This window comes from Desulfosporosinus sp. HMP52 (genome assembly GCF_000765145.1).
Lineage (GTDB): Bacteria > Bacillota > Desulfitobacteriia > Desulfitobacteriales > Desulfitobacteriaceae > Desulfosporosinus.
The window spans coordinates 1-15,768 of record NZ_JMGA01000058.1 but is presented as its reverse complement, the minus strand read 5'-3'; the positions used below and the strand labels follow the sequence as shown (position 1 = coordinate 15,768).

Sequence of the window (15,768 nt, the reverse complement as noted above, 5' to 3'; positions counted from 1 at the left end):
TATTTTGAAACTCTTGCGAGTCTCTCTCATTGGCTGTCCTTGTTGTTTAGTTTTCAAAGACCATGTTTTTGTTTTGACCCGTTTGGGCCGGAATCATATCTTAGCATTTTCAACTTGCGTTGTCAATACAAAGATTTAATTTTTTGATTGCCATTTCAAAGCGTTTAAGCATCTCTTTGTTCAATCAATGCGTCGTGTTGGCGCTTTGTTAGATTACACCTTTTAAGAAGTATTGTCAACTATTATTTTATTTAATGTTAGGTTATTATTCATGATTCGATTAAAATCCATCGTTACCTCATAACCTAATGATGTTTAATTGTAAAAAGCTAGCTGTTTCTAATCAATTGGTTGAATAAACAAATAGAGTTCCCTATTAGGTACCGCAAAAGGTTCGATAAGAACAGTTAGCTAACTCAGGCAGCTTGGAGTAATCGATCTGTTCAGCAGAGTGTTCGTAGGGATTTGAAAGAACAGCAAGAAGCTGTTGCATCACCTTATAGTCTTCTTGTTTTACTGCAGCTTCCAAAGCAGCTTCTACTCGATGGTTGCGAGGGATTAGAGCAGGATTAGATTTTCGCATTAACTCACGGATAGCAGTCTTCGGTTCTTTCTGCCTACCTAACCTTGCCTGCCAAGCCATATGCCAATCTTTAAATTCTTGGGCATCGAATAACACCGTTTCTTCAGGAGTATCAAACGTTAAAGCACGAAAGGTATTAGTATAATCTGCACGATATTTTTCCATCATTCTTAACAGGTCTTCTATTAGAGATTCATCTTCTTTTTCTTCATTAGCTATTCCTAGTTTGGCTCGCATTCCCGCTAGCCAATTGCTGTGGAACTGCTTAACAAAATCAGAAAGCGCCTCTTCAGCTAATTTCACTGCCTGCACTTGATTCTCATGCAAGAGTGGCAATAGGGTTTCAGCAAATCGGGCAAGATTCCATTCGGTAATAGGCGGCTGATTTCCATAGGCATAGCGTCCATTAAGGTCGATAGAACTGAATACCGTTGCCGGGTCATAGGTATCCATAAAGGCGCAAGGGCCATAATCTATGGTTTCTCCACTTAAAGCAACGTTATCAGTGTTCAAAACCCCATGAATAAATCCAACCAATTGCCATTTGGCAATTAGCAAGGCTTGACGTTTAATTACTTCATCAAGTAGTAAAAGGTAACGATTCTCCCCAGCGCTAACATTTGGAAAGTGTCGTTGCAGCGTATAATCAGCAATCGTCTGGAGATCCTCAACTGTTCCCCATTTAGCTACATATTCAAAAGTACCCACTCGCAAATGACTGGCTGCTACACGTGTCAAAACTGCACCCGGCAGTTTAGTCTCACGAATTACTGACTCTCCTGTTGTCACTACCGCTAGGCTCCGTGTGGTAGGAATACCAAGAGCGTGCATGGCTTCGCTGATGATGTATTCGCGAAGCATCGGTCCAAGCGCCGCTCGACCATCGCCACGACGCGAGAATGGCGTTCGCCCGGAGCCCTTAAGCTGAATATCAACCCGCTCACCTTGAGGAGTAAGGTGTTCTCCAAGTAGTAGAGCCCTTCCGTCCCCTAACATGGTAAAATGCCCGAATTGATGCCCAGCGTAAGCTTGAGCAAGTGGTGAGGCACCTTTAGGAACCTGGTTACCGGCAAGTACCTCTATACCATCTTTGCTTTCCAGGGCTTCCGTATTCAGTCCTAAGGACGTTGCTAACATATTATTAAGAACGGTCAACTTTGGGGAGCTTACAGAGGTTGGATTTAGTTGAGTGAAAAATGATTTTGGCAGTCGGCTATAACTGTTATCAAAGTTCCATCCTGTTTCAATAACTGTTGTAAGGTTTTTCATTGCATCTCCTTTTCTACTTTTTGTTTCCTAATCTTAGATTATGCACTTTTTTAACCTTAAATATGATTCAGGAACGGAACAAATAACTATTACCTTTTGAAGTTCACGATCATTCCAAATATCATAATGACACAGAAAATAACAAGGTAAAAAAGCACTGCTTTACCATGAGCATAAATTGCAGCAATTACCATGAAGACACAGGCACAAATGGCGAGAAATGGCATAATAAAACGTTTAACAAAGTGCAGAGATTTTTCTTTTGCCATTATCATAATAAAAATGGGGATATACATGGCATAGATGGTAACAATCGGAAGTTCCGAACTATCGAAACTAAACGGACCGAACCAAGGGACTGGGGTCAGATTTGCACCAAAAAAGTATAGTAACCAAACGGCACTAAGCAGAACGCCTAAAATAGAAGAGTTGGTTGGCATATTCGTGTTTACATCAATACATTTTAAAACCTTTGGCGCCGGACCCATATCTCTAGCTGCCAAAGAGTAGAAACCACGTGTACAGCCCATCATTAAACCATTTAACGTCCCTAAGCAAGAGATCACAACAAAAACAAACAGAACAGTACCTCCTACATTAGAGAAGACTGTGGAAAATGCAAGCTTTGCCCCTGCTTCGCCGCCTTTCATCATAACGCTGTTACTGACAGCCCCAGCCAAACCTGTATAGTAGAGGATGTAAAGGAGAGCAACAAACAGTGTTCCAAATGTTAGTGCTAAGGGCAGGTTCTTTTTGGCATCCTTTAATTCGGCATTGATACTAGTTGCAATTATCCATCCCTCGTAAGCAAAGGAAGTAGCCACAACAGCGGTAAAGAGTGGACTATTACTAGTCACTTCAGCAATGACACCACTTGTAAAGTTACTAACCAATACCCCATTACTTAGACCAACGATTGTTCCGACAACTGCCATCAAGGCTAAAGGAATAATTTTAATCACAGTTGTGGAGACTTGGAACTTACCGGCAAGATTTGGTGAGAGGGCGTTTAAGGCATAGCTTCCAATCAGAAAGAATCCAGCAATGGCCATTGCTTCACCGCCTACTATATTCCATCCCAGCAAAACACAAGTGTATCTGGCTGATACCCAAGCCAGTACTGAAGTTAGAGTTGGATAATAAATAGCTGCCATGAACCATCCTACAAAATAACCGTACGTGCTGCCGAGAGCAGCCTCAGCATAGTCAACGACACCATTAACTTTCTCATATCTAGTGGCCATGGTTGCGAAAACGTAGGCACAGACAATCATTATAATTCCGCCAATAATCCATGCCAAAATACCTTGTGGAAGATTTCCTCCAGTAGCGGTCAAAACTTTCTCCGCTTTAAAAAATACTCCGCTGCCAATTACAATACCAATAACCATTGCTATTGCTGTCATTAGACCATATTTCTTTTGTAGCCCATTTTCCATTAATCCAATCTCCTATTCACCAAGTATTTTGTAGAAACTCCTATAGTATAGCAAAAATACTTTAACATAATGTGATACAAAAATAAACGCTAGTCGTGATGTTTTCTAAATTTAGCTAATATTCCCCAAGTCAAGATCCCCTACTTTATCTAATTGGAAGTTTGTGCGAACAAGTAAAATTTTGCTTATAACTTAAGCTCCATATTATATAACATGTAGGAAAAATTACATGGAAGAGAATTGTAAATTCAACAAAGATTAATCACGCCCTTTGACATTTTCTTCATCCTAATGGAAAAGGAGCTACTCCAAAAACATTGTTATGGAAATAGCCCCTAAAAACTTGGAAATATTCAAGGTGAAGAAAAATTCACTTATTCAATGGTTTTTTTATCAATTAAATCCTCAAAACAATGCCTGCCTTTTTGCCAGCTTCAACAAACAACACTCACACTTACACTATCCTTACTCCACTGTAACGCTCTTCGCCAAATTCCTAGGTTTATCGACATCGCACCCTCTTGCTACAGATACATAGTACGATAGCAGTTGCAGTGGAATAACCGTAAGCATGGGTGAAAGCTCATCCAAGGTCTCGGGTATATAGATGACATGATCAACCGACTTTGCCATGCTGGTGTTACCTTCATAAGTTAGTCCGATCACTTTGGCATCCCGAGCCTTTACCTCTTTGACATTAGAGATCGTCTTTTCATACACATCCCGTTGAGTAGCTAAAGCGATAACGGGCGTTTCCTCAGTGATCAAGGCCAAGGTTCCGTGTTTTAATTCCCCTGCTGCATAGGCTTCCGCGTGGATATAAGAAATCTCTTTTAGTTTAAGAGATCCTTCCATTGCGACAGCCCAATCTAGAGAGCGTCCAATGAAAAACGTGTTTTCTACCTTCGCAAAGGATTTTGCTAATTCTTTAATTAAACCCTCTTGATCCAAAAGCTCTTGAACTTGAGCTGGGATTTTTTTCAAAGCCTCAATAATCTCTCCAATTTTTTCCGAAGGTAACGACCCTTTGACTTGAGCGAGATAGAGTCCTAGTAAAACCATCCCCTCCAACTGAGTAGTGTATGCCTTTGTTGAGGCTACTGCAATCTCTGGGCCGGCCCAAGTAAAGATTACATCATGAGCTTCACGGGAAACGGTACTGCCGACTACATTTGTAACTGCAACCACCCGAGCACCGCGGTTTTTTGCTTCACGCAGAGCTGCTAGGGTGTCAGCGGTTTCCCCCGACTGGCTGACTACGACAACTAAAGTATGCTCATCGACTAATGGGGAGCGATAGCGGAACTCGGAAGCAATATCGACTTCGACAGGGAGGCGGGCCCAACGTTCGATCAGAGTTTTGCCAACTAACCCTGCATGCCAGGCTGTACCGCAGGCAACGATATAAACCTTATTAATTTGAGCGAGTTCATCAAGAGTTAAGTCTACTTCTTGGAGGACAACTCGCTCCTCTTCCAGACGGCCTAACACCGTGTCTCTCAGAGCCTTTGGTTGTTCATGGATCTCTTTGAGCATGAAATGCTCATATCCACCTTTCTCGGCAGCTACTGCATCCCACTTTACATCATAGACTTCCTTCGTGCGAGAATTCCCTTCAAAGTCTGTGACCTTAACCCCTTCTTCAGTAATAACTACCATTTCACCGTCATCTAAAATATAAACTTTACGGGTATAGTTTAAAATTGCAGTAATGTCACTCGCTATGAAAAATTCTCCATCGCCGAGACCCACCACCATGGGACTATCTTTGCGAGCTGCCACCAATTTATCGGGTTCCTGACGTCTTAAAGCGACCATCGCAAAGGATCCCCGAATAGTCTTTAGAACCTTTCGCATTGCCCCTTCAAGGTCACCTTCAAAGTAATCCTCCAATAAGTGAGCTAAAACCTCAGTATCTGTTTCCGAAGCAAATTTATGGCCTTTTTCAATAAGCTTATCTTTTAATTCCAGGTAATTTTCAATGATTCCATTATGCACAACTACAAAGTCTTGCTTACAATCGCAATGGGGATGGGCATTTAGTTGAGATGGTCGACCATGAGTCGCCCAACGAGTGTGACCGATTCCAATCGAAGCTTGGGAATAATCTTGCCCAAGTTCTCCTTCTAAAGCAACTAACTTTCCGACACTTTTTGAAACAACAATTTTTTCACAGTCCAGGACTGCCACACCTGCAGAGTCATACCCTCTATACTCTAATTTCTTTAATCCATCAACTAAAATAGGAATAGCTACCCTTTTTCCAATATATCCTACGATACCACACATCTTCGTTTACCCCTCTCAAAATAATAATAGTACATCCATACTCGTCTTCAGTATGTAACAATATGCACAATATTTTTAGAACTTTCTTATAAGCAATTCAAGCACTTTTTCTACTACCTTTTACTCATAGCCTTACAAATAAGAACGTTAAACCTCATGTTCCCGGATGAAAAAAATAAAGCCATCCTTAGGCGGACGACTTTAATCAGATTCTTGGCAACAACAAGCAAGGGGGATCAAATTCAACCCACTTTCCCCTTGTCTTGACAGCTTTACCTTTGTCCCAAAAATTACTCTTTGGTTTTGAGCAAGCTTTACGGTGACAAGCCACCGAGAGGGATCCGCCGAATACTTCGATAACCCTCTTCCTCGTCGACCTTACCATTAATAGAAAGGTCCTGGCGCTTTAAGATATTGCCTTTGGCTGATTCAATCGTCCAGAGTATCCCAATTACTTTTAACCGATAGCATCACCTTCTTTCCAATGAATAGATCACTAAAACAATCGCTGCTCACATGCTTATCCACTTATGCTGATAGAGGATATTTTGACAGATCTGACTTAGTTCATGTGCCTCTTTTCGTAAACCTCTGTAAACTTCACTGCAAAAGACACATGAACTATTATAGCCAAAATTCAAAAAGTATCCACTGGTATTTTATTCATCACATTGAAGAATAGTGTCAATTACTTCTTGAGCTAATTCTTTTAATTTCTGTTGGTCTGGACCTTCTACCATTACTCGAATTAAAGACTCTGTTCCGGAAGGGCGTACTAATACTCTACCTGTACCGTTAAGTAGATCCTCTGCCTCTTGTACTTTGGCAAGCACTCGGGCATCCTTCATTAATCGTTCCTTATGTTGAACTTTAGCATTGAGCAAAACTTGAGGCAGCCGTTGCATTTGAGATGCAAGCTTTGATAAAGGAATTTGCCGTTCATTGATCACTGCCAAGAGCTGCAGAGCAGTTAATAAACCATCGCCCGTGGTGTTGTTGTCCAGGAAAATAATATGTCCGGATTGCTCCCCACCAAGCTGAGCACCTGTCCTGATTAATTCTTCCATAACATAGCGATCCCCGACTTTTGTCTCATAGATCGCAATTCCTGCCTCTTTCAAAGCCAGATGCAGCCCTAAATTGCTCATTACTGTAACAACAACTGCATTTTGTGCTAACTTTCCTTTTCCTTTCTGTGCTAAAGCACAGATAAGCATAATAAAGTCCCCGTCTAAAACAGTTCCCTGTTCATCTACAACAATAAGACGATCAGCATCTCCATCCATTGCCAACCCTAGGTCTGCGCTGTGCTCCAGAACAGCCTTCTGCAACTTTTCCGGATGAGTTGACCCGCAGCCTGCATTGATATTCACACCGTCTGGTGTATTACAAATAGAGATTACCTCAACCCCTACTTCCTGTAATACTTTTGGACCAACAAAGGATGCTGCTCCATTGGCACAATCAAGAACGACTTTAATACCATCCAGACGTCCCACAGTATTCTTTAGAAAATCCTTATAGCGGGCTTCAGCATCAGGTACTTCGATCACCCGGCCGATCTCTCCGCCGATTGGGGTTTCCCAGGGCTTTTCAGTACTGACAACGATTCTTTCTATTTCATCTTCAATAGCATCCGGCAATTTATAACCTGTAGAATCAAAAAACTTAATCCCGTTATCTTGTACTGGATTGTGAGAGGCAGAAATAACAACACCGGCACTAACATCAAGAGTTCGAGTCAAGAGGGCGATTCCAGGGGTCGGTAGTACCCCCACCCGCAAGACATCCGCTCCAACTGAGCAGATCCCTGCAATAAGTGCAGCTTCAAGCATATCTCCTGAGATTCGAGTGTCTTTGCCAATTATGATTCGGGGATGTGGATGCTCCTTGCTAAGTACATAAGCACCTGCCTGCCCAAGGCGAAAAGCAAGACTGGGGGTCAGTTGGCTGTTAGCCACACCACGCACCCCATCAGTTCCAAAGAGTCGATCCAAATCGTTCCCTCCCTTCCTATTTAGTGTATTGTTTTCCTTGTAAAAAGTTCTTAATCTTCAAACATAATTTTCAGAATCTGTAATTTTACCTTCAGAGCAAAGGTCATTTCACTCGTTGATATAATCTTATGTATCATGGTTCCAAAGCTAAATGCCCAATACCCTTAGAATAGCATAGAATCACCCATATACATACTCAATAAAAATCAACTACATTAGTTTACTCTATTGGAGCAAATTGCGCCATAAGAAATTCTGCAATTCTAATTCCATCGACGGCCGCACTTGTAATTCCCCCGGCATATCCTGCTCCTTCACCCGTCGGATAGAGCCCCGTCAAATTTAAAGATTCCCCTTGGGCATTTCGAACAATGCGAATGGGGGAACTGGTTCTTGTCTCAATCCCTGTCAAAGTTGCCTCTTTCCCAGTAAAACCTTTTATCTTTCCATTGAAATCTCGAAGAGCACGCTCTAAAACATCCCCTACAACTTCCGGAAGTACCTCATGTAAGTTATACGGTTTGATACCGGGACTATAAGTGGGTAACAAATCAAAATGATCCGTTACACGTCGCTCGAAAAAGTCAATAACTCGTTGGGCCGGTGCCCTATAGGCAGACCCACCTGCAATAAAGGCCTTATGTTCCCAGGCCCGTTGAAATTCCAGACCCGCCAGCGGGTGAGATGTCGGGAAATCGTCTGCCCCAACAGTTACGACTAACGCGCTGTTGGCAATTTTCGTATCCCGAGCAAAACCGCTCATTCCATTCGTCACAACCCCATCCTCCTCAGATGCAGCTGCGACAACCCTTCCTCCTGGGCACATGCAAAAGGCATAGGCCCCTCGACCGGTTCTCACATCCTTGTAAGTGAGCTGATAATCTGCAGCCCCAAGGTGAGGGTGTTCCTCAACTCCATACTGAGACTGATTTATTAGAGCCTGGGGATGTTCAATCCTCAAGCCAATAGCAAAGGATTTCTTCTCCAAAGTAAGATTCATATCGCTTAATAGTTTAAAGACATCCCGAGCACTATGCCCAATTGCAAGTATGGCTGTTTCAGCGGGAATTTCCTCTTCTCCGTTGACAACTACCTTACTTAGACGGCCTAAGGATGACTTCAATCCGGTTACTTTGGCGCGAAAACGAACCTCTCCGCCCAAAGATACAATTTCCTCTCGAATTCTTTTAACTACATCTTTAAGTATGTCCGTCCCAATGTGAGGCTTCGCTAGGTAGAGAATTTCTGAGGGTGCTCCATGCTTGACGAAAGTTTCTAAAACCTCCGAAATCCGTCGATCTTGGATGCGAGTTGTGAGTTTACCATCTGAGAAAGTCCCAGCTCCACCTTCTCCAAATTGCACATTACTCTCAGGGTCTAACTTTCCTTTATCCCAAAATTCCTGAACCTTAAGGGATCGTTCTTCGACGGAGTCTCCCCGTTCCAGGACGAGGGGAGCATATCCCTTTCGTGCTAATGATAATGCAGCAAAATACCCCGCCGGTCCGGCACCAATTACTACCGGACGGTGAATCAGGGTATTGCTGGGTTTTGTCCATACAACAGGAACCTCGATCGGTGCCTCCTTAAGTCCGGAAACCCGAGCCATAATTCGATTCCCTTCAGGTCTCGGCACATTAAGAGAGAATTGGAGTGTATACACGAAAGCTAAATGGGGTTTTTTACGAGCATCTAAGGAACGCCTCAGAAAACGCAAACCACTGATACTATTTTCTGACACTTTTAACTTGCGAGCCATAATAGTGGTTAAGAAAACATCCTCTTCTACGGAAATTCTCAAATTCGACCATACTAAATCCACTTATTTACTCTGCTCCTTTTTCCAAGTGAGCTTTAAGGCTATAGGTCACTTGAGGTGTAGTAGGTATCGTCACTCCCGGAGGGAGCTGCCAGAAAACATTAACATCCGTATAACTGCCGACTGCCTGACCGGAAGCATCAACCCAAAGTTGTATCTGGTCTGCTGTTACATTCTTTAAGTTATCGGAAAGCCCCTCGATTACGATATCTATGGGGGCTATTGATTGATCTATCTCTAAATCTTTTCCTACATTTCGAATTTGAACCGCAACCCCCGGAATCGTTTTTTGAACAGGACCGGGCCCAATCTGAGCAGTAACACTTATGGTTGTTCCACCTATCAAGGAAACTCCCTGTGGTAGAGCGACTTGCTCGATAGGTATCTGGAAGGTTTTATTATCCGCCAAATTACTAATGTCCACCGGCCCAATATTGAGTGTGTCGAAGCCTTTCAAAGCTTGCTGGGTTCCGGAAACCTGCACACTACCCGGAGATGGAACTAAAGAGCGAAGTTCCATTCCTGCGGCCGGGATCCCTATACTTGTCACTTTAAGGGGAACCATCTTTGAAGCCAGATCCTTCGCCATGATTGGGGCAATTACATCTACGCTGCTTGGATAAGCGCTTAGAATAGTTACGCTTGGGTCAGGTCCAAAAATCGGTTTGCCTTCTTTATCACGAAAGCTCACAGGTCTGGAAACCTGAACTGTTTCATTCACTCCTGCTACACTGACTTCTACTATCACTTTGTCTAAGGTGCCTAGCTTAGAGCTGGGACCTCGTACATTAACCGCCGAGGGTTTAATAATAAGGCTTCCTACCTGATAATCATTCGCCGGGCTCCCCGAGACAATTGCTTGCACCGGAACCATCTTTTCCTCAACTGTATCTAGAGTTAACTCAATAGTGCTGGGTTGATAATCCACAACATTAGTCCCAGTGGGGATATTTACTTTAATGCCATAGGTACTTTTTCCCGGCATACCGGAAGAAAGATCTACCACTGCATAGATATCTTTAATGTTGGCACTGGGATTAATTCCTTGTAAACGGACACGGACTAAAGGGAGTTGAGTCATTACAACCATTTTTTGATCTAATTCACTGACCACGAGGGGAATTGTCAGTGTTTGTTCAGGAATTAGCTTATCTGTTGTTCCTTGGTTCAATACATATAACCAAAAGAGAATCGCAAACAAAAACGAGACTACCTTAACACCAAGGTTTCTCCGCAACAACTCTAACATCACTACCACCTCCAAAACGGAATAACCGATGAAGGAATACTCTTAATATCGAGTTCCTTTAACAATAATTCTCGCAAAGATTTTTCATCGGTAAACCGTGTCAGTGCACCATCTATTCCAATTGATATCGCTCCCGTTTCCTCAGAAACAACGAGGGCTAAGGAGTCGGTAATCTCGGTTAATCCTATAGCGGCTCTGTGCCGTGTTCCCAATTCCTTATTAATAGCGGGATTTACAGACAAAGGAAGAAAGCAACCGGCAGCAGCCACTCGATCGCGCCGAATAATTACCGCCCCATCATGAAGTGGTGTATTTGGAATGAAAATATTGACTAAAAACTCAGATGATACGACTCCATCAATTTTGATTCCAGTCTCTACAAAATCTTGAACTCCTGTTTGACGTTCAAGCACAATCAAAGCCCCAATCCGATTCTTAGAAAGGACTTGTGTACAACGCACTAATTCTTCGGCGACTTGTTCTAATGTATCTACACCGGGGGTAGAAGGATGCCGAGTAAAAAACCGCCCTCTACCTAATTGTTCTAAGGCCTTTCTTAGTTCAGGCTGAAAAACAACAGGTATAGCTATGAAAAACACTTCCAAGAGCTTATTTAATAACCAACTAATACTTGTTAGCTGAAAATATTTTGCTAGCAAAGAGACCGCCAAAAGAACCATTACTCCTTTGACTAACTGAACAGCACGGGTACGTTTAATGAGCATATAAAACTGGTAGAAGACCACCGCCACCACGATAATATCAATAGCGCTCCGCAGTCCAAAATTACGAAATTGTGATAAAAACTCGGCCATGGTCCCCCCCCGTTTCTTTATGCATTCAAAATCTGTAAGAGAGTATTATCTCCCTTGTTTAAATTCTCCATTTATGTAAAAAGTCCTTGCCTTAATTAAACTTTTTTTACTTAATGATTCCCATTCCAGCCAAGATGCCAAAACATCCTGTTAACATCATATCCCCGTAAGGTGCTGCTTCATACCAGTTCATTGGTTTTGCCATATTTCTTCTCGGACCGGTAACAACCACAAAATCCCAACCCGAGCCCATATCCGGATGAAGAGCTGCTCCGTGTCCTCCATTTGCATAGATTTCGTCATTGGTCAATTCGGCCAATTGAAATCGTTTGATATAATGCGCCAGAGATTCGGTATCAAGCATACTAGTATGCTGCTCAAATACTCCATAAACCCGTTCACCACGTATGGCGGCAGCAAGGACATGAGAATTCCCAATATTAATAGCCAAAATTCCCTGATTTAAGTAAGGCTTAACATACTGATCTGCCATGATTCCCAAGAGTGCTGCTGTTCCAGTATCAGTCACGACTGCATTCGGAATAATGTCTCGAAGGGCACGCATTCTCGTATAGACTTTTGGAATAGTCTCAGTGAAGACTAGCTTTTTCAAATCTCCACCCTGAAGGACGAATTCTTCCCAAAGCCGAAATCTTAGCGTCCTATTACTCTCCGTAACACTAAAACCATGATCTTGAACAGCTACTGCTGCTCTTGTTGGATAACCCAGGCTGAATGCTTCGAGTGCCTGCCGCAGAGAACCTGTATCTACATCTCCCATCCAAATAGAAGTTACCGGTTCCGGAGGTTTATCGCAAATCAGAATTCCCATACCTTCTACAATCGCCAAATTGTCGTTAAATGTAACCGCCGCCTCAGCAGTTGCGTAAACTTTAAGACCTGCAGCGATATGTTTTTTTAGTGCAGCAGAACTTGCCCCTCCGCCCATTAAATGACCATGTAAAAAAATTTGTTTTCTTTCAGATGTAGCCTCTCGAATTTGGGCTGCGACAATCTGGGTTCGACTAGGGACTATAAACTTTGGACAGTTTTCTAAGTTTCTCCCTGATTGGTAGAGCAAAATATCCTGAGTACCTGATCCTACATCAATAACTAGTGCACTTTCTGCCATTTTACTAACACCCTCCACCTAAAGACATGCCATAAATTCCAACTCAATGAATCTCATGTTTAGGTTATCTGCGTATTAATTATTTATTTGCATTTACTTAATCAGTTTTCTTCCCAGCCAAGGTTTATAGAGCTTTACGGCATGGTGTGGACAAAGCTCCTGACAGCAAAAACAGCGAATACAAGCTTGTAAGTCGACAGTGGGTCGCTCGTATTCATTCATAGTCAATGCTTTCGGAGGACAGTTATTAACACAGTCTCTGCATCCGACACACTTCTCATGTTCAAACATTGGCAACGGTCGCAAACGATTCATTACAAAATCCTTTACACCTTGAGGCAGAGGAACCATATCCAGAAAATTAGTGGATACTGCTTTAGGAATTTTGAAATTCTCTATTCTCCAAAGGGAGCGTGGATCACCTACTAAATCCAGTTCACTGAGCCTGCTTATAAAACCTCGCTCACGAGCTGCCATCAGAGTAGGAACCTTTTCGGGCTTTAAGCCTATTAGATCCGCCGCCGCAGTATCTAAGGCGTATGGATCTGTACTCATAAGAAGTGCTCCAACATTCCGTGGGTTGCCCGCTGAAGGGCCATCCCCTTCCATCCCCACAATACCATCCATAATACTGAGCGATGGATTTACCCAAGAAGCAATATCTACTAAAAGGTCGGCAAAATCGGAAATCTTAAACATTTTCAGATGATATTCCGCTTTTAAAAGACCCGGTATAACCCCGAATAAGATTTTAACCCCACCGGTAAAAGTCATCATGCCATGTGTCTTCAGTTTTGATATAGGGATTACCACATCAGCATTTAATACGCAGTTTGTTACGGTTAAACTTTTTACGATTTTTCCTTCCGGATATTGAACTGTCGTTTGTCCAACATCCTCGTTCAGAATTGCTCCGGTACGCTCTGCAACCTCACGCAACCCTGACTTAGAGTAGATGGCTTGAAGAGCATTCACTGTATAAGGTCCACCGGGACTATCCCCGATAATGGCTATTCCCCCAACCTCCTGAACAAGGCGAACCACAGCTTCGACGACACTGGGATGAGTAGTAACTGCTTCCTCAGGTCGCTTTTTCATAAGCAGATTGACTTTGAGCAGAACCTTTTGCCCAGGCTTTACAAAAGTGGACATTCCGCCCCACTCCAAAAGTCCTTCTCTTAAACTCTTCTCTACATCTGCTGTGTAGTCTGGGCAAAATTTCAGCACTACCTTTGCTCCCACTAAGAACCCACCCTCTCCATATCTGCAAAGATGTCCTCACCTCGTCCAGGGAAAGCACTTAACTCAAAATCACATTGAAAATACTCTCGACTATAATAATCTTGTTTGGCTTTTTGATCTAAAGCCTCGAACTTCTGCTGTGAAAACAATTGAGTTTTGTGTTCTTCAATTGCTCTCTTTTTCTTCTCAGCCCATGGCTTAATCTCAACAATATAGTCAAGTCCCTTTAACACATTATCCCCAAGCCTCCATCCGGCCTGAACATAGCATAAGCGTGGCAAAATATACGGATTTCCCCACTCCGGTTCAATGAATTCTTTAGCCATTTTAATAGCGGCCTTGGTAAAATGATGGATTGCTCTATGGTCACGGTGCCCTGATGACCCATCAGCACCAAAGGTAATTATTACTTGAGGCTGAACTTTACGTATAATTCGAACAAGCTTCTCAACTATTTCAAGAGGCGGGGAAATTGGAACTTCTTTATCCTTATATTCCAAAAAGATGACTTCAGTAATCCCCAGGACTTTCGCAGCACAGTTAAGTTCCTGCTCTCTAAATAACCCGAGTTCTTCCTGCTTGCATAGTCCAGCTGCTTTACCGGCTTCTCCTTTAGTAGCAACAACAAGAGTAATTCTGACACCTTGTTCGGCGTATTTAGCAATAGTTCCACCTAAGGCAAAGGATTCGTCATCAGGATGGGCAAAGATTAGCAACATCTCTTTGTTCATATTTATTGCTTCATCCCTTCTCTTATTTATGCAAATAATTATTTAACTACTAATTGACATCTGTTTTATTATTATAGCGCTTTTTAAGGTTAGAGGGAAATTTCTTATGAATAATGCTAAATATTATTGCTATAAAATACCAGTTCCAAGAGGCAACTTCTCATGTTATACTGCAGTTGTCTTAAGACAAGCCTTAAATAAAGTTAGGAGGACAAAAGTACGTGAAAAGTTACATAAAGATTTTGTTGGGAATTCAACTAACCGCTCTAATGGCCACTGTTGCGTTACCGGTTCAAGCTGCTTTAATAATTGGTGCTCCGCGTCAATTATCCGGTTCTGTTATCAGCCTTCGCTCCTCTTCCCCCGTAACGACTCCGACTCCAACTCCTGCTCCTGCTCCTGCTCCTATTCCTGCTCCGGTACAAGGAAGCCAACCTACAGTTTCGACTCCCACTAATGTTTATATTGGAGCATCACCTACTTCCCAAGGAAATGTTGTTTCCTTAAAGAATTATACCCAAAACACTGTTCCGGTTACTCCGACTCCTGTACCCACGCAGACACCTGCACCCACTCCGGTTTCTCCAACTAACCCAACGAACAACTTAATTCCTCCAGTAACTGCTTTAACAGCGGATGAACAACTCATGGTGGACATGATCAATCAAGAACGTGCTGCTGCCGGCTTAAATCCAGTTGTTGCTGACCTACGTCTAACAGCAGTGGGACGAGCCAAGGCCAACGATATGAAAGTTAACAATTACTTTAGCCATACATCTCCAACTTATGGGAGTCCTTGGGCTATGATGCAACAGGTGGGTATTACAGTACGCTGGGCAGGAGAAAACATCTCCGGCAATAAATCGGTTCCGGGTTCAATGGCTGCCTTAATGCAAAGCCCTGGTCATAGAGCAAACATCCTGGATCCTCGCTTTACACATGTTGGTGTTGGAATAGCCTACGGAACTGCTTACGGCAACTTATATGTTCAAGAATTCTTACAACAATAACATAATAATAAAGAACCTCTTAGAGGTTCTTTCAGACCGTAGACAAAAAGGTGCCTTATGCAAACTGCATGGCACCTTTTTGTCTCTTAATAATGAATTGAGAATCTGAGAGAGCTATGTTCTGAATAAGATGCGAAAAAAATGAGCGGAGCATACCCTTTCTCCGTTTCCACGTCGCCCGTTTCTTTAAATA

11 protein-coding genes are annotated in these 15,768 nt (G+C 42.7%); 1 reads left to right on the top strand and 10 read right to left on the bottom strand.

Translation table 11 applies throughout. From position 1 onward, the window contains the following. Nucleotides 1–376: 376 nt before the first annotated feature. From DP73_RS19275 to DP73_RS22170, 10 genes are all read right to left on the bottom strand, one after another. On the bottom strand, nucleotides 377–1,852 hold the full coding sequence (locus tag DP73_RS19275; protein WP_034601823.1) for a protein adenylyltransferase SelO: 1,476 nt from the start codon (nucleotides 1,850–1,852) through the stop codon (nucleotides 377–379). 89 nt (nucleotides 1,853–1,941) lie between these two features. Then, entirely contained in the window at nucleotides 1,942–3,291 is a 1,350-nt protein-coding gene (locus DP73_RS19270) for an amino acid permease (RefSeq protein WP_034601821.1), read from the bottom strand. 465 nt (nucleotides 3,292–3,756) lie between these two features. Next, nucleotides 3,757–5,580, bottom strand: a complete 1,824-nt coding sequence (glmS, locus tag DP73_RS19265) for a glutamine--fructose-6-phosphate transaminase (isomerizing) (RefSeq protein WP_034601819.1) — start codon at nucleotides 5,578–5,580, stop codon at nucleotides 3,757–3,759. A gap of 659 nt (nucleotides 5,581–6,239) precedes the next feature. Continuing rightward, nucleotides 6,240–7,577 (bottom strand): phosphoglucosamine mutase, encoded by a 1,338-nt coding sequence (gene glmM, locus DP73_RS19260; RefSeq protein WP_034601816.1) that lies wholly within the window; start codon nucleotides 7,575–7,577, stop codon nucleotides 6,240–6,242. A 220-nt stretch (nucleotides 7,578–7,797) separates the two neighbouring features. Then, nucleotides 7,798–9,399, bottom strand: coding sequence for an FAD-dependent protein (locus DP73_RS19255; RefSeq protein ID WP_034601814.1), 1,602 nt, complete (start codon nucleotides 9,397–9,399; stop codon nucleotides 7,798–7,800). Between the two features lie 4 nt (nucleotides 9,400–9,403). Beyond that, nucleotides 9,404–10,645: a CdaR family protein gene (locus DP73_RS19250; RefSeq protein WP_034601813.1), complete on the bottom strand. Its 1,242-nt coding sequence runs from the start codon at nucleotides 10,643–10,645 to the stop codon at nucleotides 9,404–9,406. 2 nt (nucleotides 10,646–10,647) lie between these two features. Further along, complete coding sequence (cdaA, locus tag DP73_RS19245) at nucleotides 10,648–11,460, bottom strand: diadenylate cyclase CdaA (RefSeq protein WP_034601811.1); 813 nt, start codon at nucleotides 11,458–11,460, stop codon at nucleotides 10,648–10,650. Between the two features lie 106 nt (nucleotides 11,461–11,566). Further along, a complete protein-coding gene (locus DP73_RS19240) occupies nucleotides 11,567–12,592 on the bottom strand; it encodes a DUF1786 domain-containing protein (protein ID WP_034601810.1) in 1,026 nt (341 codons plus the stop codon). A 93-nt stretch (nucleotides 12,593–12,685) separates the two neighbouring features. Further along, nucleotides 12,686–13,834, bottom strand: a complete 1,149-nt coding sequence (locus DP73_RS19235) for a DUF362 domain-containing protein (protein WP_034601808.1) — start codon at nucleotides 13,832–13,834, stop codon at nucleotides 12,686–12,688. After that, nucleotides 13,834–14,565: a PIG-L deacetylase family protein gene (locus DP73_RS22170; protein ID WP_052090877.1), complete on the bottom strand. Its 732-nt coding sequence runs from the start codon at nucleotides 14,563–14,565 to the stop codon at nucleotides 13,834–13,836. The genes DP73_RS19235 and DP73_RS22170 overlap by 1 nt, the downstream gene beginning before the upstream one ends. Before the next feature lie 221 nt (nucleotides 14,566–14,786). Between DP73_RS22170 and DP73_RS19225 the strand changes: the two genes are divergently transcribed. Then, nucleotides 14,787–15,575 (top strand): CAP domain-containing protein, encoded by a 789-nt coding sequence (locus DP73_RS19225; RefSeq protein WP_034601807.1) that lies wholly within the window; start codon nucleotides 14,787–14,789, stop codon nucleotides 15,573–15,575. Nucleotides 15,576–15,768: the final 193 nt, after the last annotated feature.